General features: G+C 52.2%; 23 protein-coding genes. 13 read left to right on the top strand and 10 right to left on the bottom strand.

Annotated features, from left to right (window positions below):
* Positions 1–2 precede the first annotated feature (2 nt).
* Positions 3–656 carry a MarC family protein gene (locus Q3O06_RS03515; protein ID WP_301817740.1) on the bottom strand — a complete coding sequence of 218 codons (654 nt, stop codon included), beginning with the start codon at positions 654–656 and terminating at the stop codon, positions 3–5.
* A 149-nt stretch (positions 657–805) separates the two neighbouring features.
* Here Q3O06_RS03515 and gatC point away from each other — a divergent pair, with 149 nt between their 5' ends.
* The 7 genes from gatC to Q3O06_RS03480 all read left to right on the top strand — a co-directional run bounded on the left by gatC (position 806) and on the right by Q3O06_RS03480 (position 7,034).
* The gene (gatC, locus tag Q3O06_RS03510) at positions 806–1,096 is read left to right on the top strand and encodes an Asp-tRNA(Asn)/Glu-tRNA(Gln) amidotransferase subunit GatC (protein ID WP_118820279.1); all 291 of its coding nucleotides are present in this window, start codon (positions 806–808) and stop codon (positions 1,094–1,096) included.
* A gap of 62 nt (positions 1,097–1,158) precedes the next feature.
* Complete coding sequence (gene gatA, locus Q3O06_RS03505) at positions 1,159–2,604, top strand: Asp-tRNA(Asn)/Glu-tRNA(Gln) amidotransferase subunit GatA (RefSeq protein ID WP_301817739.1); 1,446 nt, start codon at positions 1,159–1,161, stop codon at positions 2,602–2,604.
* A complete protein-coding gene (locus Q3O06_RS03500; RefSeq protein ID WP_301817738.1) occupies positions 2,601–3,533 on the top strand; it encodes a VirK/YbjX family protein in 933 nt (310 codons plus the stop codon). Before gatA ends, Q3O06_RS03500 begins: the two co-directional genes overlap by 4 nt.
* Before the next feature lie 42 nt (positions 3,534–3,575).
* On the top strand, positions 3,576–5,006 hold the full coding sequence (gatB, locus tag Q3O06_RS03495; protein ID WP_301817737.1) for an Asp-tRNA(Asn)/Glu-tRNA(Gln) amidotransferase subunit GatB: 1,431 nt from the start codon (positions 3,576–3,578) through the stop codon (positions 5,004–5,006).
* A 103-nt stretch (positions 5,007–5,109) separates the two neighbouring features.
* Entirely contained in the window at positions 5,110–6,120 is a 1,011-nt protein-coding gene (locus Q3O06_RS03490; RefSeq protein ID WP_301817736.1) for a 2Fe-2S iron-sulfur cluster-binding protein, read from the top strand.
* A gap of 187 nt (positions 6,121–6,307) precedes the next feature.
* A complete protein-coding gene (locus Q3O06_RS03485; protein WP_301817735.1) occupies positions 6,308–6,667 on the top strand; it encodes a hypothetical protein in 360 nt (119 codons plus the stop codon).
* A 13-nt stretch (positions 6,668–6,680) separates the two neighbouring features.
* Positions 6,681–7,034, top strand: a complete 354-nt coding sequence (locus Q3O06_RS03480) for a hypothetical protein (RefSeq protein WP_118792192.1) — start codon at positions 6,681–6,683, stop codon at positions 7,032–7,034.
* Positions 7,035–7,435: 401 nt separating this feature from the next.
* On the opposite strand, the gene pdxH is transcribed toward Q3O06_RS03480, so the two are convergent.
* Positions 7,436–8,068: a pyridoxamine 5'-phosphate oxidase gene (gene pdxH, locus Q3O06_RS03475; RefSeq protein WP_002219133.1), complete on the bottom strand. Its 633-nt coding sequence runs from the start codon at positions 8,066–8,068 to the stop codon at positions 7,436–7,438.
* On the opposite strand from pdxH, the gene Q3O06_RS03470 reads away from it, so the two are divergent.
* A complete protein-coding gene (locus Q3O06_RS03470) occupies positions 8,055–8,291 on the top strand; it encodes a hypothetical protein (protein ID WP_301817734.1) in 237 nt (78 codons plus the stop codon). The genes pdxH and Q3O06_RS03470 overlap by 14 nt on opposite strands.
* 8 nt (positions 8,292–8,299) lie before the next feature.
* Entirely contained in the window at positions 8,300–9,349 is a 1,050-nt protein-coding gene (locus Q3O06_RS03465; RefSeq protein ID WP_301817786.1) for a pseudouridine synthase, read from the top strand.
* 68 nt (positions 9,350–9,417) lie between these two features.
* On the opposite strand, the gene Q3O06_RS03460 is transcribed toward Q3O06_RS03465, so the two are convergent.
* Positions 9,418–10,959 carry an L-lactate MFS transporter gene (locus tag Q3O06_RS03460; protein WP_301817733.1) on the bottom strand — a complete coding sequence of 514 codons (1,542 nt, stop codon included), beginning with the start codon at positions 10,957–10,959 and terminating at the stop codon, positions 9,418–9,420.
* A 291-nt stretch (positions 10,960–11,250) separates the two neighbouring features.
* Positions 11,251–12,606 carry an exodeoxyribonuclease VII large subunit gene (gene xseA, locus Q3O06_RS03455; RefSeq protein ID WP_301817732.1) on the bottom strand — a complete coding sequence of 452 codons (1,356 nt, stop codon included), beginning with the start codon at positions 12,604–12,606 and terminating at the stop codon, positions 11,251–11,253.
* A 196-nt stretch (positions 12,607–12,802) separates the two neighbouring features.
* On the opposite strand from xseA, the gene nadE reads away from it, so the two are divergent.
* Entirely contained in the window at positions 12,803–13,624 is an 822-nt protein-coding gene (gene nadE, locus Q3O06_RS03450) for an NAD(+) synthase (protein WP_301817731.1), read from the top strand.
* A gap of 69 nt (positions 13,625–13,693) precedes the next feature.
* On the opposite strand, the gene dnrN is transcribed toward nadE, so the two are convergent.
* A complete protein-coding gene (gene dnrN / locus Q3O06_RS03445; protein WP_301817730.1) occupies positions 13,694–14,167 on the bottom strand; it encodes an iron-sulfur cluster repair protein DnrN in 474 nt (157 codons plus the stop codon).
* A gap of 297 nt (positions 14,168–14,464) precedes the next feature.
* Here dnrN and trxA point away from each other — a divergent pair, with 297 nt between their 5' ends.
* Positions 14,465–14,797: a thioredoxin TrxA gene (gene trxA, locus Q3O06_RS03440; protein ID WP_002247584.1), complete on the top strand. Its 333-nt coding sequence runs from the start codon at positions 14,465–14,467 to the stop codon at positions 14,795–14,797.
* A gap of 51 nt (positions 14,798–14,848) precedes the next feature.
* Here the strand turns inward: trxA and Q3O06_RS03435 are convergent, their stop codons facing one another.
* Complete coding sequence (locus tag Q3O06_RS03435) at positions 14,849–15,796, bottom strand: class I SAM-dependent methyltransferase (RefSeq protein WP_301817729.1); 948 nt, start codon at positions 15,794–15,796, stop codon at positions 14,849–14,851.
* 327 nt (positions 15,797–16,123) lie between these two features.
* On the opposite strand from Q3O06_RS03435, the gene Q3O06_RS03430 reads away from it, so the two are divergent.
* Entirely contained in the window at positions 16,124–17,530 is a 1,407-nt protein-coding gene (locus Q3O06_RS03430) for a DEAD/DEAH box helicase (RefSeq protein ID WP_301817728.1), read from the top strand.
* A 380-nt stretch (positions 17,531–17,910) separates the two neighbouring features.
* Here the strand turns inward: Q3O06_RS03430 and Q3O06_RS03425 are convergent, their stop codons facing one another.
* The 3 genes from Q3O06_RS03425 to Q3O06_RS03415 form a co-directional block, all read right to left on the bottom strand.
* Entirely contained in the window at positions 17,911–18,330 is a 420-nt protein-coding gene (locus Q3O06_RS03425; RefSeq protein ID WP_019271405.1) for a hypothetical protein, read from the bottom strand.
* Positions 18,331–18,693: 363 nt separating this feature from the next.
* Positions 18,694–19,248: a hypothetical protein gene (locus tag Q3O06_RS03420; RefSeq protein WP_301817727.1), complete on the bottom strand. Its 555-nt coding sequence runs from the start codon at positions 19,246–19,248 to the stop codon at positions 18,694–18,696.
* A gap of 84 nt (positions 19,249–19,332) precedes the next feature.
* Complete coding sequence (locus tag Q3O06_RS03415; RefSeq protein WP_301817726.1) at positions 19,333–19,833, bottom strand: hypothetical protein; 501 nt, start codon at positions 19,831–19,833, stop codon at positions 19,333–19,335.
* Between the two features lie 403 nt (positions 19,834–20,236).
* Here Q3O06_RS03415 and Q3O06_RS03410 point away from each other — a divergent pair, with 403 nt between their 5' ends.
* Positions 20,237–21,433 carry an acetylornithine/succinyldiaminopimelate transaminase gene (locus tag Q3O06_RS03410; protein WP_301817725.1) on the top strand — a complete coding sequence of 399 codons (1,197 nt, stop codon included), beginning with the start codon at positions 20,237–20,239 and terminating at the stop codon, positions 21,431–21,433.
* 102 nt (positions 21,434–21,535) lie between these two features.
* Here Q3O06_RS03410 and clpX read toward each other — a convergent pair whose 3' ends face one another.
* Positions 21,536–22,780 carry an ATP-dependent Clp protease ATP-binding subunit ClpX gene (gene clpX / locus Q3O06_RS03405; protein WP_301817724.1) on the bottom strand — a complete coding sequence of 415 codons (1,245 nt, stop codon included), beginning with the start codon at positions 22,778–22,780 and terminating at the stop codon, positions 21,536–21,538.
* Positions 22,781–22,823 lie beyond the last annotated feature (43 nt).

Genomic DNA, 22,823 nt, shown 5'->3' with positions numbered 1-22,823 from the left:
AATCAACCTGCCAGTTGCGGGAATATCGTTTTCAGTCCCGACACAATAATCTCCACCGATACCGCCGCCAGCATCATACCCATGATACGGTTTAAAATCGTCAGCCCCGTCGTGCCCAGCAGGCGGCTGACCTTCCCGGCAACGATTAAAATGGCATAACAAATCGCACTGACCACCAAACCGGCCGCGATAATCAGCACGATGTCGCTGTACGTTTTGGCTGCCGAAGCGTAAATAATCACGGTCGAAATACCGCCCGGGCCGATGGTGATCGGTATGGCGATGGGCACGACGGCAATCGCCCCGGCATTGCGGGCGGGACGCGCCTGCCCCGTGTCCGGCTGCGCGCCGAGATTCTGCTTGGCGGGATTGTCGTTGCCGTTCATCATCGAAATGGCGATCAGCAGCACCAAAATCCCGCCGCCGACCTGAAACGAACCGACGCTGATACCCAAAACCTTCAACAGCGCACCGCCGATCAGCGCAAATACCGCAATCACGGTAAACACGGCGACGGCAGCCGTCCGCGCGACCTTCCTGCGCTCCTTCGTACTGTGCCCGTTGGTCAGGTCAAGGTAAAGCGACAACGCGCTAAACGGATTGATCAGCACCAAAAAAGCCACAATCAGCTTGCCGATTTCCATACCCAATCCCATTATTTCCCCTCCTTCAAACCCGTGCGGCAGGCATCCGATGCTGCAAATTGCCGCCGCAACGGATTTTTCCGTTATAATTAAAAATTCAAGCAATACGCCCCATCATACCCGAACGACGGTATCTTTACCATCAGACAAGGATGCTTTTCATGGCACTGACACTTGCCGACGTAGACAAAATCGCCCGACTCTCCCGACTGCACCTGACTGCGGAAGAAAAAGAAAAATCGCTTCAAGAATTAAACGACATCTTCTCTATGGTCGAACAGATGCAAACTATCAACACAGACGGCATCGAACCGATGGCGCACCCGCACGAGGCCGCCCTGCGCCTGCGCGAAGACGAAGTTACCGAAACCGACCGCGCCGCCGAATACCAAGCCGTTGCGCCGGAAGTACGCGACCGTCTGTACATCGTACCGCAAGTTATCGAAGAATAATCCGAATACGCTTCAGACGGCATCAGCAATACCGCCCGAAGCCCTTTAAGGATGGAAGATTTATGACCCAATACACATTGAAACAGGCAGGCAGCCTGTTGCAGTCCAAACAGATTTCCGCCGTCGAACTGGCAAACGAATACCTCGCCGCCATCGCTGAAAAAAATCCCGCCCTCAACGGCTACATCACGCTGAACCCCGAAAAAACCCTTGCAGAAGCCCGTGCCGCCGACGAACGCATCGCACAGGGCAACGCCTCCGCGCTTACCGGCGTTCCCGTCGCCTACAAAGACATTTTCTGCCAAACCGGCTGGCGTAGCGCGTGCGCTTCCAAAATGCTCGACAACTTCATCTCCCCCTACACCGCCACCGTCGTCCAAAACCTGCTTGACGAAGGTATGGTAACGCTCGGCCGCACCAATATGGACGAGTTCGCTATGGGTTCGACCAATGAAAACTCATTCTACGGCGCGGCCAAAAACCCGTGGAATCCGGAACACGTCCCCGGCGGCTCTTCCGGCGGTTCGGCAGCCGTCGTTGCCGCGCGCCTCGCCCCTGCCGCGCTCGGTTCGGATACTGGCGGCTCTATCCGCCAACCCGCATCGCACTGCGGCATTACCGGCATCAAACCTACCTACGGTACGGTTTCCCGCTTCGGCATGGTTGCCTACGCCTCCAGCTTCGACCAGGCCGGCCCGATGGCGCAAACTGCCGAAGACTGCGCGATTCTGTTAAACGCGATGGCAGGTTTCGACCCTAAAGACTCCACCAGCCTCGAACGCGAAAAAGAAGACTACACCCGCGATTTGGACAAACCGCTTAAAGGCGTGAAAATCGGCCTGCCCAAAGAATACTTCAGCGAAGGCAACAGCACCGATGTTCAGACGGCATTGCAACATACCATCGACCTCCTCAAAGCCCAAGGCGCGGAATTGGTCGAAGTTTCCCTGCCGCAAACCACGCTGTCCATCCCCGCCTACTACGTCCTCGCCTCCGCAGAAGCCAGCACCAACCTTTCACGTTACGACGGCGTGCGTTACGGACACCGTGCCGCCCAATTCGCCGATTTGGAAGAAATGTACGGCAACACCCGCGCCGAAGGTTTCGGCAGCGAAGTCAAACGCCGCATCATGATCGGCACTTACGTACTGTCGCACGGCTACTACGATGCCTATTATCTCAAAGCCCAAAAACTGCGCCGCCTCGTTGCCGATGACTTTCAGACGGCATTTGCACGGTGCGACCTCATCCTCGCGCCAACCGCACCCTCCGCCGCACCGAAAATCGGAGCGGATGCTTCGCCGGTTGAAACCTACTTGAGCGACATTTACACCATCGCCGTCAACCTCGCCGGACTGCCTGCATTGACCCTGCCCGCAGGCTTCAGCGGCGGCGGACTGCCCGTCGGCGTTCAGCTTGTCGGCAACTACTTCGCCGAAGCCAAAATCCTCGGTGCGGCGCATCAAATCCAACTCAACAGCGATTGGCACGGCAAACGACCCGAATGAAGCAGAACCGCACCTTTACCTTCCCCGATTTTCGCACCGTTTACAGCTATGCCCCTTTATATCGGCTGCAACATTTCAAATACACATTGCGGAAATTTTTCGGAAAAAAAGAAATTTACGCCTTCGAGCAGTTTGTCAACGCCTCCCCTATCCGTCAGGGGCTGTTCCTCCACTGCCCGCAGAATGCCTATCCGCTGCTGCGCGAATTTGTTGACAGGCGTTTTAACTGTAAACGCCGTTTAGATGCGATGACGGCAGATTTTCTCATGGCGGAAAAACTGTTCGGCACAGACATTCTGCACCAAATGGAAGACTACCGCTTCCATCTGGTCTTGGCGCACCTTTCAGACGGCATCAGCTTGTGGCTCAACCGCAACGACAACTGCGTCGAAGAAGGCGCGTGGTCTTTATCTTTACGCGATGAAGCAGGCAACCGGCTGTATATGGCGACCTTCGCCTTTGTCGGCACACACCTGCTGACAGCCTCCGTACAAGGGCCTGCGGGTGAAGAAGCCAAAGACACTGTCCGCCGCATAACCAAACAACTTCACGGCTTGCGTCCCCAACAACTGATGGTAACCGCGCTGCAATATTTCGCCGCCGCATTAAAATTAGACGGCGCGATAGGCATTGCACAGAAACATCAAGTCAAATTGCGCTGGAAACTTAAAAAGCGCGTCAAAATGAATTACGACGCATTCTGGCAAGAATACGGTGCAAGTTTGGAACGGGACGGCTACTGGCATCTCCCCCAAACCCCCGCCCGCAAAAACCTTGCCGACATCGAAAGCAAAAAACGCTCGATGTACCGCAAGCGTTATGAAATGCTGGACAACATGGTTGCAGAGATGAAGGACAGTCTGAAAACAGAAGCACGCGGCATTTCAGACGGCATCCAAACGGAAAAACCGCTCCGCCGGACAGCCTGATGCGAAGACTATCGAATTGATATTTTAGAGAAAGAACCTCCTATGACCTGGGAAACCGTAATCGGCTTGGAAATCCATGTCCAATTGAACACCAAATCCAAAATCTTCAGCGGCGCATCGACCGCATTCGGCGCAGAACCCAACGCGCACGCCAGCGTGGTGGAATGTGCTTTGCCGGGCGTACTGCCGGTAATGAACCGAGAAGTCGTTGAAAAAGCCATCAAATTGGGTTTAGCTTTGGATGCGAAAATCAACCGGAAAAACGTGTTCGACCGCAAAAACTACTTTTATCCTGATTTGCCCAAAGGCTATCAAATCAGCCAGTTGGATTTACCGATTGTCGAACACGGCAAATTGGAAATCGTAGTCGGCGACGATGTGAAAACCATCAACGTAACCCGCGCGCACATGGAAGAAGACGCAGGCAAGTCCGTGCATGAAGGCTTGAACGGCGCGACCGGTATCGATTTGAACCGCGCCGGCACGCCGCTGTTGGAAGTCGTATCCGAACCCGAAATGCGCTCCGCCGCCGAAGCCGTTGCCTACGCCAAGGCCTTGCACAGCTTGGTAACCTGGCTGGACATTTGCGACGGCAATATGGCGGAAGGTTCGTTCCGCGTCGATGCCAACGTATCCGTGCGTCCGAAAGGTCAAGCAGAGTTCGGCACGCGCCGCGAGATTAAAAACCTCAATTCCTTCCGCTTCTTGGAGCAGGCAATTAATTACGAAGTGGAAGCGCAAATCGAGATTTTGGAAGACGGCGGCAAAGTACAACAGGCAACCATGCTGTTTGATCCTGAAAAAGGCGAAACCCGCGTGATGCGCTTGAAAGAAGACGCGCACGACTACCGTTACTTCCCCGACCCGGATTTGCTGCCCGTTATCATTTCAGACGACCGGTTGCAAAAAGCCAAAGCAGAAATGCCCGAGCTGCCGAAAGAAATGGCGGTGCGTTTCGTGGCGGATTACGGCGTGTCCGAATACGACGCGCGCCTGCTCACCGCCAGCCGCGCACAGGCTGCCTATTTTGAAGAAGCCGCCAAAGAAAGCGGACAGGGCAAGCTGACTGCTAACTGGATGAACGGCGAACTTGCCGCTACGCTGAACAAAGAAGGCATGGAACTTGCCGACAGCCCGATTACCGCCCCGCGCCTCGCCGCGCTGGTAGGCAAAATCGCCGACGGCACATTAAGCAGCAAGTTAGCGAAAAAAGCCTTTGAAGCCATGTGGGCAGAACCCGAAGCCACCATTACCGAAATCATTGAAAAACACGGTTTGCAACAGATGACCGATACCGGCGCGGTTGAAGCCATGGTAGACGAAGTGCTGGCAAACAACGCCAAAGCCGTGGAACAATTCAAATCCGGCAACGAAAAAGCCCTGAATGCGATTGTGGGGCAAGTGATGAAGGCCAGCAAAGGCAAAGCCAACCCCGCGCAGGTGCAGGAGTTGATTAAAGCTAAACTTGCCTGATAAGCAAGATGCCGTCTGAAACCCAAATCCAACGTTCAGACGGCATTTTCACAGTTTTTCACAGTCTGACCACACATTAAAACAGCATAAAAAACAATATTCCATGAACCACACCATTACACTGCCCGACCAAACCACCTTTACCGCCAATGACGGCGAAACCGTTTTGGCCGCTGCCGCCCGTCAAAACCTCAATCTGCCCCATTCCTGCAAAAGCGGTGCCTGCGGGCAATGCAAAGCCGAACTGGTCAGCGGCGATATTCAAATGGACGGACACTCGGAACAGGCTTTATCCGAAGCAGAAAAAGCGCAAGGCAAGATTTTAATGTGCTGCACCACCGCGCAAAGCGATATCAGCATCAACATCCCCGGCTACAAAGCCGATGCCCTACCCGTCCGCACCCTGCCCGCACGCATCGAAAGCATTATTTTCAAACACGATGTCGCCCTCCTGAAACTTGCCCTGCCCAAAGCCCCGCCGTTTACTTTCTACGCCGGGCAATACATTGATTTACTGCTGCCGGGCAACGTCAGCCGCAGCTACTCCATCGCCAATTCGCCCGACCAAGAAGGCATTTTGGAACTGCACATCCGCAGGCGCGAAAATGGTGTCTGCTCGGAAATGATTTTCGGCAGCGAACCCAAAGTCAAAGAAAAAGGCATCGTCCGCGTTAAAGGCCCGCTCGGTTCGTTTACCTTGCAGGAAGACAGCGGCAAGCCCGTCATCCTGCTGGCAACCGGCACAGGCTACGCCCCCATCCGCAGCATCCTGCTCGACCTTATCCGCCAAGACAGCAGCCGCACCGTCCATTTCTACTGGGGGGCGCGTCATCAGGATGATTTGTATGCCCTCGAAGAAGCACAAGGGTTGGCATGCCGTCTGAAAAACGCCTGCTTCACCCCCGTATTGTCCCGCCCCGGAGAGGGCTGGCAAGGAAGAAAAGGCCACGTACAAGACATCGCGGCACAAGACCACCCCGACCTGTCGGAATACGAAGTATTTGCCTGCGGCTCTCCGGCTATGACCGAACAAGCAAAGAATCTGTTTGTGCAACAGCATAAGCTGCCGGAAAACTTATTTTTCTCCGACGCATTCACGCCGTCCGCATCATAATTCCCCGGTATAGTGAAAGGGCAGTAATTATGCAAAAAAAATAATACTTTCTTTAAAAGAAAAAATAGAGGGTATAGGTAATAATGTAGATCATATCTTACTCGCAACTTTAATTCTTAAATGGTTACATGATTATCCTAGTTTAGAGAAAGAATTTTTAGATCACCGTTCAAATATTTCTGAATTTATGAATATAGAAATTTTAGATATCCCTAATTATCCAATAAAAAAATCACTAATTAGTTTTTACGATTTAAAAGCTCTTAAACGGGAAATAGATATTTCCATGCAAAGAAATAATCCATATATTTATCAATTGCTACAAAATTTTTTAGAGAATTTATTTATTATTCAAGAAGCAGATATGGAATGTAATATTTGCCATGGCACCTATGATTTTGATTTATGGAAGGAAATCGAGACTAATAGATTAGTTTATTGCTGCAAAACATGTGCATTCTCAGAATATGTTAATGGGGAATTTAGAAATAATGAAAATCACCTTACCATTCCAACAAATGATGATTTGAGTTTATTGAATACATAATTAGTAGAATAAAATGAAACAACGTAATCAAAAAACTAAAATTTGGACAGAGAATGAAGTTGAGCAGTCATTAAATGAATTTAATGATATTTTGCTTAATAATACATTTCTTATTGATGATTTAAAAAAGAAGTTTTTAGCAACAAGTGCCTATTGTTTATCTATACTTCCGGAAGAAGAAGATATATATGAAATATTAGTCAATGGCACTAAAATTGTAAATTTAGAATTTAACAAGCATGCAAATACATCATATATTACAAATGTAATTGATATTGATGAGTATATAGAAACATTAAATAATGAAGCTTGCAAATTATTTTTTAGGTTGGCAAAAAAAATTGGTATGCAGAATATAAATATTTAGTCTGCGTAGCCTGTGCAACATACTAATCGTGAAATGGTAGGGTGTGCATTCATGCATACGCGGTTTGGGCTTCACGGAATTTTATTTCAGGCCGTCTGAAAATACTGCGTGGGTAACAAGTTTCCCACCCTGCGCGTGCTTGCCGTGTATGCTAAAAATGACATTACTATCAGCTCAGGCATCCATACCGGCCAAGTTATAGAATAAGTTATAGAAAACCATGTTTACATTTTTCATCATGAGAAGCTTAGGACTGAATTAAATCTTGTTTTAGATAACCTCAAAAGAGGATTCAGGCTTTCCGTTCGGAACACAAAAAACTTCCCGTCCGTATTTTCCCCATGAAAAAATGCCGTCTGAAACCCAATTCCGGTTTTCAGACGGCATATGTTTTTTCCTGTTCAAGGCGACAGCCGCTCGCGTATCCAGCCGCCATCCAGCAAACGGTATTGGATGCGGTCGTGCAGCCTGCTCGGCCTGCCCTGCCAGAACTCAATCAAATCGGGAATCACAATATAGCCGCCCCAATGCGGCGGACGCGGCACATGCAAAGGATGTTTGAGTCCGACCGCCGCCGCCTTCGCCACCAATACCGCCTTGTTCGGAATCACCTCGCTCTGCGCGCTTGCCCACGCACCCAAACGGCTCTGATACGGGCGGCTTTCAAAATATTCGTCCGACAACTTCTCCGCCAGCCTTTCAACACGCCCTTCCACGCGCACCTGACGCTCCAGCTCCGGCCAAAAAAACGTCATCGCCGCAAATGGATGAGCATCCAGCGAACGCCCCTTGCGGCTGTGATAATTCGTAAAGAAAACAAAACCTTCAGAATTAACCTCCTTTAGCAGCACCATACGGCTGTTGGGCCTGCCGCGCCCGTCGACCGCCGCCACATTGACCGCCGTCGGCTCGTTGACCTGTGCACGTACCGCCTCGTCCAACCACCGCTCGAACTGCTCGATCGGATTGTCAGCGCAATCGCCTTCCGACAATTCCCGTTTGCTGTAATCTTCCCGAATATTGTGCAAATCCATTTACCGCTCCTCTTATCATTTGAAAGATTCTACTCCCGCACGCAAACCGATTTCAACCGTTGCACAAACTTTGTCCCGCTTCTCCAAACCTCAGGACACAACGATTTCATCCACAAACACGCCGCATCAGGTACAATGGCAGCCCGTCCCGAACAAAGACGGCATTTTATCAACCCGTCCTGCCGCACACGCCGCAGAAGAACCGCCTTATCAGGCGAGTTAGGAAAAATGATGTCCAAACAGCCCACCAGCAAACGCCAATGGCGCGACGGCGCAGCCCTGTCTGCCAAGAAAACCGCCAAACCTTTCAAAAGCAAAGCCCGTCCCAAAGGCGAAACGGGCAAAACCGCCGCCCAAGCTTACGGACAAAAAGCTTCAGACGGCATCAAGCCGCAAAACGCCTCCAAACAGCGCGCCGCCAAAGCCAAAAAACTCGTCGTCCGCAATCCCAACCAAAAAATTATGGAACACGCGCGCGATTTGAAAGAACGCCGCAGCGACCTGTCGCGCATGGAACCCGAACGCCTGCAAAAAGTGCTTGCAGCCTCCGGTGTCGGCTCGCGCCGCGAAATGGAAGAATGGATTACCAACGGCTGGGTAACGGTCAACGGCAAAACCGCGCAACTGGGCGACAAAGTCACCCCCGACGACCACGTTACCGTCAAAGGCAGCATCATCAAACTCAAATGGGCCGACCGCCTGCCGCGCATCATCCTGTATTACAAACAAGAAGGCGAAATCGTTTCCCGCGACGACCCGCAAGGCCGCGTCAGCATTTTCGACCGCCTGCCGCAGGCCGCCAGCAGCCGCTGGGTCGCCATCGGACGCTTGGACATCAACACCAGCGGTCTGCTCATCCTCACCACCTCCGGCGAACTCGTCCAACGTTTCGCCCACCCCAGCTTCGAAGTTGAACGCGAATACGCCGTGCGCGTACTGGGCGGGCTGACCGACGAACAAATGCGCAACCTCACCGAAGAAGGCGTAATGCTCGAAGACGGCTTGGCAAAAGTCGAACGCATCCGAGAACAAGGCGGCGAAGGCGCGAACAAATGGTACAACGTCGTGATTAAAGAAGGCCGCAACCGCGAAGTGCGCCGCATATTCGAAAGCCAAGGACTCACCGTCAGCCGCCTCGTGCGCGTCGGCTTCGGCCCCATCGGTCTGCCCAACCGCCTCAAACGCGGACAGTTCTACGAACTCAACCCCGCCGAAGTCGCCAACATCCTCAAATGGGCGGAAATGCTGCTGCCGGGCGAATACCGCCGCAAAAAAGCCTAAACCCGCCAAAACACAAAAATGCCGTCTGAAACATCTGCTGTTTCAGACGGCATTTTGTTCGGGCGTTTTCAGGAGAAAAGGTCGAGTGCTTTGACAAAGACCATCACCACGCCGTAGGCGAGCGGTATGACGGCCAATACCCAACGCCACCAGACCGATATGCCGCCGCCGGAAACTTTTTCGCCTACAAGGTAAGCGTCGGATATGGCGGTTTCGTCGTCGGGGTTGCCGCTGCGTGCGGCGGTTTTGAGGTCTTTTTCGTGGTGTTTTTCGTGTACGGATTTAACGGCGAGGTTGCACAACAAACCGATAATCAGCAGGCCTGCCATGATGTACATGGTTACGCTGTATGCCTGTGCCGCCGGTATGCCGCTGTCGATTTGGCTTTGGCGTATGTAATTGACCAATACCGGGCCGATGACGGCGGCGGTTGACCAGGCCAGCAGGATGCGCCCGTGAATCGCGCCGACCTGATAGGTGCCGAACAGGTCTTTCAGGTAGGCGGGAATGGCGGCAAATCCGCCGCCGTACATGGAAATAATCACGCAAAAGCCGATGATGAACAGGGCTTTGCTGCCGCCCTCGCCGATGGAGGGAACGGCGAAATACAGCAGTGAACCGAGTACGAAGAAGATGGTGTAGGTGTTTTTGCGTCCGATTTTGTCGGAAACGCTCGACCACAAAAAGCGTCCGCCCATATTAAACAGGCTCAGGAGGCTGACGAAGCCTGCCGCCGCACCTGCGCCGACTGCCGCCTGCCTGCCTACGGAGGTTTCGGAAAAGAGTTCCTGAATCATCACGGATGCCTGACCCAATACGCCGATGCCGGCGGTTACGTTCAGGCACAATACCCAGAACAACAGCCAAAACTGCGGCGTTTTCATGGCTTGGGACACGTTGACATGATTGCTGCTGACCAGCTTGTTTTGCGTTTTCGGCGCGGTATAGCCTTCAGGTTTCCAGCCGTCGGCAGGTACGCGGATGGTAAACGCGCCGAACATCATCAGTGCAAGGTAAAGCAGGCCCAATACGGCAAAGGTTTCGGCAACCCCGACCGAAGCGGCGTTTGAAAAGGCGTTCATCAGTGATACGGAAAGCGGCGAGGCCAGCATTGCGCCGCCGCCGAAACCCATAATCGCCAAACCGGTCGCCATGCCCGGCTTGTCGGGAAACCATTTCATCAGTGTGGAAACCGGCCCGATGTAGCCCAAACCCAAGCCTACGCCGCCGATGACGCCGTTGCCCAAATAGAGCAGGAAGAGGTTGTGCGTACTCACGCCGAATGCGGATACGAAGAAGCCCAGGCTGAAGCAGCAGGCGGCGGCAAATATGGCTTTGCGCGGCCCTACCCGTTCCATCCATGTGCCGAACAGGGCGGCCGACGCGCCCAGCATCGCGAGTGCGATACTGAAAATCCAACCTACGGTCGTCAGCTTCCAATCTCCGACCGCCGATTCGGTTATGCCGACAAGTTTGGTCAGCGGCGCATTGAATACGGAATAGGCGTAAATCTGCCCGATGGCAAGGTGCACCGCCAATGCAGCGGGCGGTACGAGCCAACGGTTGAAACCCGGCTTGGCAATGCTTGCCTCACGGTCTAAAAACTTCATAACATCCTCTTTCTGTCAGTTGAAAAATAAAATTTCATTTGCTCAATGAAAACTTATTGAAAATTATAAAAAATATCGGGTCGGGTTTTTATCCGCCCCAAGATGCCCCGTCTGAAACATTTCGGGTGTGCGGAGAGGTTTCTGTTTTTTCCGATAAATTCCTGCGGCTTTTCGCTTCTGGATTCCCGCTTTCGCGGGAATGACGAATTAAAGATTATCTTAAGGTCAAGGGACTGGATTCCCGCTTTCGCGGGAATGACGGCAGAGGGGGAGCGGTTTTTCCGATTGGGTTTAAATGCAATCGAACAAATCCTGCTGCCCTTGTTCTTTGCTTACGCGCACGTCGGTTTCGCCGTCGGCGAAAGTAATGTGCAGCTTCTGCCCCTGCTTCAAAACATCGGCGTTGCGGATGACTTGTCCGCGTGTATTTTTGACGACGGAAAAGCCGCGTTCCAGAATGTGCTGCGGCGAAACGGCTTCAAGCAATGCGGCTTGGGCAGTCAGGCTTTGGCGGCGGCGGGCGAGCAGTTGGCTGAAGGCGGCAGGCAATGCCGTCTGAAGGCGGACGATGTTGTTTTTGCAAACGGAAATATCGGGGCGGCAATGTTGCAGGACTTGGGTTTGGCGTTCAAAACGGGCGGTGTGGGCACGGAGGTTTTGCTTCATAGAGTAAGACAGCGTTTGCGCCAGCTTGCCGATTGAAGCGCGCTGCTCATCAAGTTTTTGGCGCGGATGACGGATTTGCCGCGCAAGCCAGTCGAGTTTTTGGCTGGCATCGAAATAGCGTTGTTCCAAAACGGTTTTCAGACGGCCTTGCGCCTGAGCGAGACGATGTAGCGATTCTTGGCGGTTGGGGCTGACCAGCTCCGCCGCACCGGTCGGCGTGGGCGCGCGCACGTCGGCGACAAAATCGGCAAGCGTGAAATCGGTTTCGTGTCCCACGCCACTGACGACGGGAACCGTGCAGGCTTCGATTGCGCGCACGACCGGTTCTTCGTTAAACGCCCACAAGTCTTCAATGCTGCCGCCGCCGCGACAGACAATCAACACGTCGCATTCGGCGCGTTGCGATGCGGTTTTAATCGCTTGGGCAATTTGCAATTCGCTGCCTGTGCCTTGAACGACGGTCGGATAAACGATAACGGGAATTTCGGGTGCACGGCGTTTCAAGGTGGTTACGACATCGCGCAAAGCCGCCGCCGCCAAACTGGTTACGATGCCGATACATTGCGGTCGGGCAGGCAAAGGTTTTTTGCGTTCCGCCGCAAACGCGCCTTCCGCCTGCAACTGCGCCTTCAACCGCTCGTAGGCTTCGTAAAGCTGCCCCAAACCTTTGAGCCGTACTTCGTTTACGGTAATCTGAAATTCGCCCCGCGCCTCGTAAATACTGATTTTGCCCGACACTTCGATATGGTCGCCTTCTTTCAAAGGTTTCGCCAAACGCGCCGCCGCACCCTTGAACATCGCGCAACGCACCTGCGCGCGGCTGTCTTTGAGTGAGAAATAATAATGCCCGCTGGCGGCACGGGTCAGGTTGGACACTTCGCCGACAATCCACAAACCGGCAAGGTGGTTTTCCAAAAGACTTTTGGCAAATGCGTTCAACTCGGAAACGGACAACACGTCAGAATGAAAAAAATCAGACATCGAATCAATCAAATAATAAAAAATATGAATGTGTTTTGAAGCCCAAGGCGACATCGGACCGCCTAAATTGTCAACAATATTATAACACGCGCCATCTTGCCGCCCGCCTTTTCCCGTATGACTTTTTTAAGCGGGGAATGGGAAAAATATTCATCAACCCGCCCGCAATCTATTCAAATTGCACCGCCGGCAGGCTATGATGCGGATATTTTCAACAGGAGGAAAAATGGATACGCAGGCAGTTATCACACATATTGTCCGATGGTTGGACGAATACGCTGCTCAGGCAAATGCAAAAGGGTTTGTCGTGGGCGTTTCCGGCGGCATCGATTCCGCCGTCGTCTCCGCACTCGCCGCCCGCACCGGCCGCACCACGCTGCTTCTGGATATGCCGATACGCCAACACCCCGACCAGCTTGAGCGGGCAAGGCGGCACATCCGCAACCTGCAAGGGCAATATGCCAATGTAAGCGCGCAAACGGCCGATTTGACCGACACGTTCCAGACCTTTGAGCAAACCGTCGGCGTTCATCAGACGGTATTTGCCAATCAGCCGCTTTCGCTCGCCAACGCCAGAAGCCGCCTGCGTATGCTGACACTCTACTACTACGGGCAGGTGCACGGGCTGCTGGTTACGGGGACGGGCAATAAAATCGAAGATTTCGGCGTGGGCTTTTTTACCAAATACGGCGACGGCGGCGTGGACATCAGCCCGATTGCCGACCTGACCAAAACGCAGGTTTACCGGCTTGCCGAAGCATTGGGCGTGGATGAGGCGATTCAAAAAGCCCCGCCGACCGACGGCCTGTGGGATACGGAACGCACCGACGAGGAACAGATGGGCGCAAGCTATCCCGAACTGGAGTGGGCAATGGGCGTGTACGGCACGCGCAAACCCGAAGATTTTGAAGGGCGGCGGCGCGAAGTTTTGGAAATCTATACGCGGCTTCATCGCGCGATGCAGCACAAAATCAACCCGATTCCCGTGTGCCGCATTCCGCCCGAATTGTTGGGCTGAAACGTGGAAATGCCGTCTGAAGCGGAAAACCGTGTTTCAGACGGCATGGAAATATCCGGCTCCTATCCCTTAAGAATCGAGTACGCGGGCAAACAGAATATCGTTTTCCAAATGAATGTGGTCGTTCAAATCCTCCACCATTTCTTTCGCCAGCGCGTAAAGCCGCGTCCAACTTCCGCAAGCCCCTTCGGGCGGTTGGAAATTGTCGGTCAGCTCTTTGAGCCTTGCGATGGCGCGGTCGTGTTCTTCATGTTCGTGCATCATCACGCTGATGGGCATCGCCGCCCCCCGGCCGACACCCTGATTAATCATCGGAAACAGCATCTTTTCCTCTTTCATCATATGCATCAGCAGTTCGTTCTGCATATAGGCGAGCAGCTCGGCAATTTCCGCCGGAAAGGTATCGGCATGAACTTGGACCACTTTCTGCGCCAACGGCACCAATTCTTCAAATTGTGCGCGGTGGACATTGTGGTAGCGTTGCAGGATATGATCGACGGTTGCGCCAAAGGGGGCGGTTTCCCAAACGGAAAAATCAGTCATCGCAGTGTTCCTTTTATAGGGTTTCGGGTTTGGTTTTGAACATTCATACCTTAAGAATCTATTTAAACGGAGCATACACCGCCCGCACGTTTCTGTACAGCTTCAAAAACATTCCTTACATTTTGATAATAAAAGTAATTTTCAAAAATAAAATACTGTCCGAACCGTTTTTTAGAATTTGCAAAGGCGATTGGGACGGTACAGAAAAACTATTATCCCGCCCGCCCACTTGAAATTTTTATGCCCAAGCCCTATCCTGCACGCTATCGTACCAATCCCAACCGAAAAGGAAAAATAATGAGCAGCGAATTAATCGTACACACCGGCGATGCCGCCTTCGAGCAAGATGTTTTGAAATCCGACCTCCCCGTCCTGCTGGACTTTTGGGCTCCGTGGTGCGGCCCCTGCAAAATGATTGCCCCGATTTTGGACGACATCGCCGCCGAATTTGAAGGCCGTCTGAAAGTAGTCAAAATCAACATCGACGACAACGAAGCCACCCCGTCCCGTTTCGGCGTGCGCGGTATTCCGACCCTGATGGTATTCAAAAACGGCGAAGTCGTGGCTACCAAAGTCGGCGCATTGGCAAAAGGTCAGCTGACCGCCTTTGTCGAAGCCTCCATCGCCTGATAAAGCGCAATCGAAAAGCCGCCGGAAAATTCCGGCGGCTTTTTCGTACCCTTAAGATTTGTGGCGGATTTCCCAACACCGGTGGATTTTCTTGTTGCGGAAATCTTCGGGAACGGATTGTTTGGAAATATCTTTTACGGCGTATTGTTCCGATACCGAATCGTCCAAAACGAAGCTGCGCAGGTTGTTGGAAAAGTACAAAATGCCGTCTGAAGCGAGCAGCTTCACCGCGCCGTCAATCAGCTTTGTGTGGTCGCGCTGGATGTCGAGGATGTCGAGCATCTTTTTGCTGTTGGAGAAGCTGGGCGGATCCATGACGATGAGGTCGAACTGTTTACCTTCGGCGGCGGCGTTTTGCAGGTATTGGAACACGTCAGCGCGGACGATTTTGTGCCGTTCCATATCGATGCCGTTCAATTCAAAATTGCGTTTCGCCCAATCGAGATACGTGTTGGACAAATCGACGGTTTCGCTGGATGCTGCGCCGCCGGTGGCGGCATAGACGGTGAAGCTGCCGGTGTAGGAAAACAGGTTTAAAAACCGTTTGCCCGCCGCCGTTTCGCCGACTTTTTTGCGCGTGTTTCGATGATCCAAAAAAAGCCCCGTATCCAAATACTTATCAAGGTTGACCCAAAACTTGCGGCCGTTTTCGGCAATGACGAAATCTTCGCCCGCCTTGCCGGTTTTCTCGTATTGCTGCAAACCTTTTTGGCGTTCGCGGCGTTTGAGATGGATTTGTTCGGGTTCAAAACCGGTAACGAAAGCGACGGCTTCCAAAACTTCGGCAAGCCACGCTTCATATTCTTCGGGCCGCATCAGCCAGCCAGTATCGTATTCCTGAAGGTGGATTCGATCGCCGTAAACATCGGCGGCAAAAGGGAATTGCGGGATGTCGCGGTCGTAAATGCGCCAGGCTTCGATGCCGTTGCGTTTCGCCCATTTCATAAGGTGTTTGATGTTTTTGCCCAAGCGGTTGGCAAACGGTGTGATGTCGGTCATTGATTTCAGGCGGAATAAAGTGGAAAGCGGCAATTTTACTGTAATTAACGCCCGATTGCTTGACCGTTTCGGGCAAACCCTATACCATCCGCCGCTTATCTTGTCATACGAAGCCATCGCCTTCCAACCTAAACCGCCCTTCCGGGCGCGTTTCTTTTGTTGCTTTGATTTTGCAAAGCGTATCTGTGCAGGTTGCCGTCGATGTAAACCACAAGCGAGCCGCTTGCGACAACCCTGTAACTTCACATTCCCCGTATCGTTACCCTTCCCTGCTTCAGGCCGTCTGAACCTTTCGGACGCGGGCGTTGTTGTCTTCCAAGGATAGCTATGTCTATTAAATTTGCCGATTTGAACCTCGATAAAAACATTTTATCCGCCGTCAGCAGCGAGGGTTACGAAAGCCCGACGCCGATTCAGGCGCAGGCGATTCCGTTTGCTTTGGAAGGCCGCGACATTATGGCTTCGGCGCAAACCGGCTCCGGCAAAACCGCCGCCTTTCTGTTACCGACTTTGCAAAAACTGACCAAGCGCAGCGAAAAACCGGGCAAAGGCCCGCGTGCTTTGGTGTTGACCCCGACCCGCGAACTGGCGGCTCAAGTCGAGAAAAACGCGCTGGCGTATGCCAAAAATATGCGTTGGTTCCGTACCGTCAGCATTGTCGGCGGCGCGTCTTTCGGCTACCAAACCCGTGCCCTGAGCAAACCGGTCGATCTGATTGTCGCCACGCCGGGCCGTCTGATGGACTTGATGCAAAGCGGTAAAGTCGATTTTGAACGTTTGGAAGTGCTGATTCTGGACGAAGCCGACCGCATGTTGGACATGGGCTTTATCGACGACATCGAAACCATCGTCGAAGCGACTCCGACCGACCGTCAGACTTTATTGTTCTCCGCCACTTGGGACGGCGCAGTCGGCAAACTGGCGCGCAAACTGACCAAAGACCCTGAAATCATCGAAGTCGAACGCGTGGACGACCAAGGCAAAATCGAAGAGCAGCTGCTGTACTGCGACGATATGCGCCACAAAAACCGCCTGCTCGACCACATCCTGCGCGATGCCAATATTGATCAATGCGTGATTTTCACGTCCACCAAAGCCATGACCGAAGTCATTGCGGATGAACTGTACGAAAAAGGTTTTGCCGCCAACTGTCTGCACGGCGATATGCCGCAAGGCTGGCGCAACCGCACGCTGATGGACTTGCGCAAAGGCCGCTGCAAAATTTTGGTTGCCACCGACGTCGCTGCACGCGGTATCGACGTACCGACCATTACCCACGTTATCAACTACGATCTGCCGAAACAGGCGGAAGACTATGTTCACCGCATCGGCCGTACCGGTCGCGCAGGCCGTACCGGTATTGCGATTACTTTTGCCGAAGTGAACGAATACGTCAAAGTACACAAAATTGAAAAATACATCGGCCGCAAATTGCCTGAGCTGACCATCGAAGGCATGGAACCGACCCGCAAACGCAAATCCGCAAGCGGCAAGCCGAAAGGCAAAGGCGGCTGGGGCGAGAGAAAATCCGGCGGCTGGCGCGGCGATAAGAAACCGGGCAAAGAAGGCTTCGGCGGAAATTCACGCGGCGAAGGCCATAAAAAAGACGGTTTCAAAAAAGACGGCTTTAAGAAATCCGACGGTTTCAAAAAAGGCGGCGAAGGCTTTAAAGGCAAACGCCCAAACAACGGTTCTTTTGCCGGAAAAGGCGGCAGCCGCTATAAAGACCGCTAAGCCCCAACCTGCCGCATAAACCAATGCCGTCTGAAACCGATTTCGGGTTTCAGACGGCATTTTTGTATAGTGGATTAACAAAAATCAGGACAAGGCGACGAAGCCGCAGACAGTACAATAGTACGGAACCGATTCACTTGGTGCTTCAGCACCTTAGAGAATCGTTCTCTTTGAGCTAAGCCGAGGCAACGCCGTACTGGTTTTTGTTAATCCACATTATTCTAAATCAAGGATCTTATCTAAATCAAAGGATTGCTGCCATTCGTTTATGAGGACTTGTATTCAATACAAGTCCTAACATCTTAATCATGGCGCAGCGTATAAGCGTGGATTTGCAGCCCAATCTATACTTTCTGATTCTATTCATTAAGCCATTATGCTTATTCCTCAATCACGGTTTCCACCACCGAATGAATACTTTTAGGCAATTGCAAAAAAGCATTCCAAGCAATTAAAGCAGTTTTAAAAGTATGCAGCGAACAGCTTAAATCAGGCCAGCCGTCTTCTTCATCAAATTCGTTGTTATAGAAAACTACTTTTTCAGCAGAAATATCCCAGCAAAAACCTTGTCCACCTCCTGAATAAACTTCATTGGGATTATTTTCTGCTTGATGGATAAATTCTAAATTTTCATCAATGTCTTTCTGTAGATAAAGGTCTCCTGTTAAAACATAAATTAAGTATTCATATATTCTATCTTTAATTATTTCATTATTTTCTTCATCTAAAAATATACATCTTTTTAATAGTTCTCCATTAAATTCATAAATATCGTAATAAGCTTTAAAAATAGATATCATATCATTTCCTTATCTTCCATAAATTGGATATGCTGTTCCTCTTGGTGTAATAAACCCTTTATAATGTTTCAGCACCGCCCGGCTTTGATACCCAAAGGATTAGGCTGTAATAAAAACCCTTTTCCGCTTTGGCAACGATTGAAAATTTCCGTAAATTCAAATATCTAGATTCCTTCCTGCACGGGAATGACGCGGAAGGGTTTCAGATGCAGGGTGGGCATTCCTGCCCACCAAATCCCGCCCTACGGCTTGACGGTTCGATATGATGCCGTCTGAAAATCAAACGGCAACATAACAATGCCCCCCCTAACAAATGCAAAAATGCCGTCTGAAAGCCCTTCAGACGGCATTGGCGCAACGGATTTACCGCCTCCTGCCGAAACCGCGCATAGCGGGGCGGCGGTAATTGGCAGGCGAGCGCGTTGTCGGGCGGTAACGCTGCGCCTGCGCCGCCTGTTGTTCTGCACGGAGGCTGCGCGTGTTCAAATCCCTGCTGGTGCGTGCATTGGGGCGTGCGGACTGATGGTAGGCGGCACGCGCGCGCCTAGCGACGGGGCTGTCTTGGTTGCCCGCCCGTGTAAATTTGTTTGCCAACGCGTTGCCGATAAACGCGCCTGCCGCCGCGCCGACCAGGCTTTGCAGCAGCCAGCTTCCTGTCGATTGGTCGTAAATATACTGCTGCCCGTCTTTGCCGGTAACGGGCTGACCGTTATTGCCGTTTGCCTGTGCTTCGGCAGGAATGGTGTCTTTGACTGCTTCGGGAGTCAGTTGGTAAACCGTATCGTCTGCCTGCTGTGCGAGCTGCTGTTGCAGGGCTTCAATCTGTTTCTGCTGCCGTTCGAGCCGCGCCTGCGTGTCGTCTTGGCAGGCGGCGAGTAAGAATGTTGCGATAAACGCGGAGGCGATGATTTTTTTCATGTGTGTCCTGTTCGGGTGGAAAATCGGTTTTATTGTATCGCCGTCGGGAATTTTGGCAAGCATTCTGCCGGCGAATCGTGATGTTTACAGGGGCAGGGGGTGCAGTTTGCGGACAAATGCGAGGCTGTTGGCGACGGGGTTGCCTTTGTTTTCGACTTCGTGTTCGGTTTCTACGGTCAGCAGGCGGCGGTTTTTGTGTTTGTTCAAACTCAATTCGGCTTGTGCGGGTGTGAAAAACAGGCGGTGTTTTTCGGCAAAGCGGCGGGCGCGGCTGTTGGCGGTTTTCAATACTTGCAGCAGCGATACGTCCAGATAGAAGCAGCGCACGCCCAATACGAGAATCCGTGCGGCAAAAAAATCGGCGGCATCGGTAAACTCGGCGGGGCTGCTGCGGCTGAAGTCGTGCCGTTCGGCGGCTATCAGGGCGGCAACGGTGCGGATTTGCGGAATCATCGATTCGCTGATGAGTGTGTCGTCCCGCCCTGCATCGAGAAGTATGGGGGAAAAATCCTGTGCATCATCGACAATAATGCTGCAAGTGTGCAGGGTTTCGTTTTGTGCGGCGGTTTGGGGCATTGCATTCATGGTCATTTTCCTGATTCTGTCGTGTGTTGCCGAATCGGGCGACCTGTGTGAAGGTAACAAAAAAGCCGCCCCGTTTTCGAGCGGCCTGTTTTGCGTATGGGATGGATTTCAAGCAAGCGCAAAAAAGTACCGCACGTCTGTGTGATACCAATAGCAGTAAGCGGTTGTAAACGTTTTGCCTTGCATGATGAAATGCCGTCTGAAGATAAAAATATGGGGGAGAGTCTAAATCAAAACGCTGCCGCGCCTCAAGCATTTTATTGAAATTTTTTTGATTTTTCAGCTATCTTATTGAAAATATTTAGGTTTATTTTTACCGCTGCCCGATATTGTCGGCAATTTCCCTTTATCCGCCTTGAAAAACGGTGCATAATCCCGAGCAAAACCGCAATCAGGAGCAATTATGCAAAACTATCTGACCCCCAATTTCGCCTTTGCACCGATGATTCCCGAACGCGCTTCAGGCAGCCGCGTTTGGGATACGGAAGGGCGTGAATATATTGATTTTTCAGGCGGCATCGCCGTTAACGCGCTGGGACACTGCCACCCTGCCCTTATCGATGCTTTAAACGCGCAGATGCACAAGCTGTGGCACATTTCCAATATCTATACGACGCGGCCGGCGCAGGAATTGGCGCAAAAATTGGTTGCAAACAGCTTTGCCGACAAAGTTTTTTTCTGCAACTCGGGCGCGGAGGCGAATGAGGCGGCGTTGAAGCTAGCGAGGAAATATGCGCGCGACCGTTTCGGCGGAGGCAAAAGCGAAATCGTCGCCTGTATCAACAGTTTCCACGGGCGCACGCTGTTTACCGTGTCCGTCGGCGGCCAGCCGAAATACAGCAAGGATTATGCACCGCTGCCGCAAGGCGTTACGCACGTTCCGTTCAACGATATTGCCGCTCTGGAAGCCGCCGTCGGCGAACAGACCTGCGCGGTCATCATCGAGCCGATACAGGGCGAAAGCGGCATCCTGCCCGCCACTGCGGAATATTTGCAAACCGCGCGCCGTCTGTGCGACCGGCACAATGCGTTGTTGATTTTGGACGAAGTTCAAACCGGTATGGGGCATACGGGCAGGCTGTTTGCCTATGAACATTACGGCGTTGTTCCCGATATTTTGAGTTCGGCAAAAGCCTTGGGCTGCGGCTTTCCGATTGGCGCGATGCTGGCGGAGGAAGAGGTTGCCGCCGCCTTCCAACCGGGTACGCACGGCTCGACTTTCGGCGGCAATCCGATGGCGTGTGCGGTCAGCAGCCGCGCATTCGACATCATCAATGCGCCGGAAACCTTGCACAATGTCCGCAGTCAAGGTCAGAAACTTCAGACAGCATTACGGTCTTTGGGAGAACAAACGGGCGTGTTTAAGCAAGTTCGCGGCATGGGTCTGCTGCTCGGCTGCGTGTTGGACGCGCCTTATCGCGGACGCGCATCCGAAATAACCGCCGCCGCGTTGAAACACGGCGTGATGATTTTGGTTGCGGGTGCGGACGTATTGCGTTTCGCGCCTTCGCTGCTGTTGAACGATGAGGATATGGCGGAAGGTTTGGCGCGTCTAGAAAACGCGCTGGTAGAATTTGCCGCGACATCAGACAATCCGTAAAACTCAGATGCCGTCTGAAGGCGGGAAGGCTTCAGACGGCATCAGAAACAAAAAACCGCTTCAGAAACGTGGTTCAACGTTCCTAAGCGGTTTTGTTTGCCATCAGGACTCGAACACCAATTCCGGTTCCCTGCCCTCTTCGATGACTGCCTTGCCGACCACCACTTTTTTCAAGCCTTGCAAATCGGGCAGGCGGTACATCGTATCGAGCAGGCAGCGTTCGACGATGGAACGCAGGCCGCGCGCGCCGGTTTTACGTTCCATTGCCTGACGCGCAATGGAACGCAATGCGCCTTCTTCAAATTCCAACTCGACGTTTTCCATGCCGAACAAGGCCTGATACTGCTTAACCAAAGCATTTTTCGGTTCGGTTAAAATATTAATCAGCGCGTCCTCATCCAGTTCTTCTAATGTTGCAATAACAGGCAAACGTCCGATCAGTTCGGGAATCAGGCCGAATTTAATCAAATCTTCCGGTTCAACAATGCCGAACAGCTTGGTAATGTCGGCATTTTCATCCTTGCTGTGAACGGAGGCACCGAAACCGATACCGCCTTTCTCGGTGCGCTGGCGAATCACTTTTTCCAAGCCTGCAAACGCGCCGCCGCAGATAAACAGGATGTTGGTGGTATCGACGTTGATAAATTCCTGATTCGGATGCTTGCGGCCGCCTTGGGGCGGAACACTAGCCACCGTACCTTCAATCAGTTTCAGCAAGGCTTGTTGCACGCCTTCGCCGGATACGTCGCGCGTGATGGACGGATTGTCGCTTTTGCGTGAAATTTTATCGATTTCGTCGATATAGACGATGCCGCGTTGTGCTTTTTCAACATCGAAATCACATTTGCCCAACAGTTTGGTGATAATCTGTTCGACATCTTCGCCGACATAACCTGCTTCAGTCAAAGTTGTGGCATCCGCCATCACGAACGGTACGTCCAGTTTGCGCGCCAAAGATTGCGCCAGCAGGGTTTTACCCGATCCGGTCGGGCCGATAAGCAGGATGTTGGATTTCGACAATTCGACATTACCACCGGCTTTAGGATGGCGCAGGCGTTTGTAATGGTTGTACACCGACACCGCCAAGGCTTTCTTGGCTTGTTCCTGACCGATAACGTGGTCGTTAAGGTTGGCGACGATTTCGGCGGGTGTGGGCAGCTTGCCTGGCTCTTCCGATGTCTGTCCGGCACTTTCTGGAGGCGTGCCGTCATTTCCGTCTTCATGCAATATTTCAATACAGTTTGAGACGCATTCGTCGCAGATAAAGGCGTTTTCGCCCTCAATCAAATGTTTGACGTGTGATTTGGATTTTCCGCAAAAGGAACAGGTACGGTTTTCGTTGGACATGGCTTTCTTTACAATGTATGCGTTGCAGAAACGGCACGCGCCG

Origin of the sequence: Neisseria maigaei (assembly GCF_958267405.1) — a bacterium.
In the GTDB taxonomy this organism is placed as follows: Bacteria; Pseudomonadota; Gammaproteobacteria; order Burkholderiales; family Neisseriaceae; genus Neisseria; species Neisseria bergeri.
This window is presented reverse-complemented; position numbering and strand designations above follow the sequence as displayed.

Excerpts from the sequence above, each read along its gene's own strand:
- Q3O06_RS03515 (WP_301817740.1), bottom strand. The coding sequence starts at position 656 with ATGGGATTGGGTATGGAAATCGGCAAGCTGATTGTGGCTTTTTTGGTG.
- gatC (WP_118820279.1), top strand. The coding sequence starts at position 806 with ATGGCACTGACACTTGCCGACGTAGACAAAATCGCCCGACTCTCCCGA.
- gatA (WP_301817739.1), top strand. The coding sequence starts at position 1,159 with ATGACCCAATACACATTGAAACAGGCAGGCAGCCTGTTGCAGTCCAAA.
- Q3O06_RS03500 (WP_301817738.1), top strand. The coding sequence starts at position 2,601 with ATGAAGCAGAACCGCACCTTTACCTTCCCCGATTTTCGCACCGTTTAC.
- gatB (WP_301817737.1), top strand. The coding sequence starts at position 3,576 with ATGACCTGGGAAACCGTAATCGGCTTGGAAATCCATGTCCAATTGAAC.
- Q3O06_RS03490 (WP_301817736.1), top strand. The coding sequence starts at position 5,110 with ATGAACCACACCATTACACTGCCCGACCAAACCACCTTTACCGCCAAT.
- Q3O06_RS03485 (WP_301817735.1), top strand. The coding sequence starts at position 6,308 with ATGAATATAGAAATTTTAGATATCCCTAATTATCCAATAAAAAAATCA.
- Q3O06_RS03480 (WP_118792192.1), top strand. The coding sequence starts at position 6,681 with ATGAAACAACGTAATCAAAAAACTAAAATTTGGACAGAGAATGAAGTT.
- pdxH (WP_002219133.1), bottom strand. The coding sequence starts at position 8,068 with ATGGATTTGCACAATATTCGGGAAGATTACAGCAAACGGGAATTGTCG.
- Q3O06_RS03465 (WP_301817786.1), top strand. The coding sequence starts at position 8,300 with ATGTCCAAACAGCCCACCAGCAAACGCCAATGGCGCGACGGCGCAGCC.
- Q3O06_RS03460 (WP_301817733.1), bottom strand. The coding sequence starts at position 10,959 with ATGAAGTTTTTAGACCGTGAGGCAAGCATTGCCAAGCCGGGTTTCAAC.
- xseA (WP_301817732.1), bottom strand. The coding sequence starts at position 12,606 with ATGTCTGATTTTTTTCATTCTGACGTGTTGTCCGTTTCCGAGTTGAAC.
- nadE (WP_301817731.1), top strand. The coding sequence starts at position 12,803 with ATGATGCGGATATTTTCAACAGGAGGAAAAATGGATACGCAGGCAGTT.
- dnrN (WP_301817730.1), bottom strand. The coding sequence starts at position 14,167 with ATGACTGATTTTTCCGTTTGGGAAACCGCCCCCTTTGGCGCAACCGTC.
- trxA (WP_002247584.1), top strand. The coding sequence starts at position 14,465 with ATGAGCAGCGAATTAATCGTACACACCGGCGATGCCGCCTTCGAGCAA.
- Q3O06_RS03435 (WP_301817729.1), bottom strand. The coding sequence starts at position 15,796 with ATGACCGACATCACACCGTTTGCCAACCGCTTGGGCAAAAACATCAAA.
- Q3O06_RS03430 (WP_301817728.1), top strand. The coding sequence starts at position 16,124 with ATGTCTATTAAATTTGCCGATTTGAACCTCGATAAAAACATTTTATCC.
- Q3O06_RS03425 (WP_019271405.1), bottom strand. The coding sequence starts at position 18,330 with ATGATATCTATTTTTAAAGCTTATTACGATATTTATGAATTTAATGGA.
- Q3O06_RS03420 (WP_301817727.1), bottom strand. The coding sequence starts at position 19,248 with ATGAAAAAAATCATCGCCTCCGCGTTTATCGCAACATTCTTACTCGCC.
- Q3O06_RS03415 (WP_301817726.1), bottom strand. The coding sequence starts at position 19,833 with ATGAATGCAATGCCCCAAACCGCCGCACAAAACGAAACCCTGCACACT.
- Q3O06_RS03410 (WP_301817725.1), top strand. The coding sequence starts at position 20,237 with ATGCAAAACTATCTGACCCCCAATTTCGCCTTTGCACCGATGATTCCC.
- clpX (WP_301817724.1), bottom strand. The coding sequence starts at position 22,780 with ATGTCCAACGAAAACCGTACCTGTTCCTTTTGCGGAAAATCCAAATCA.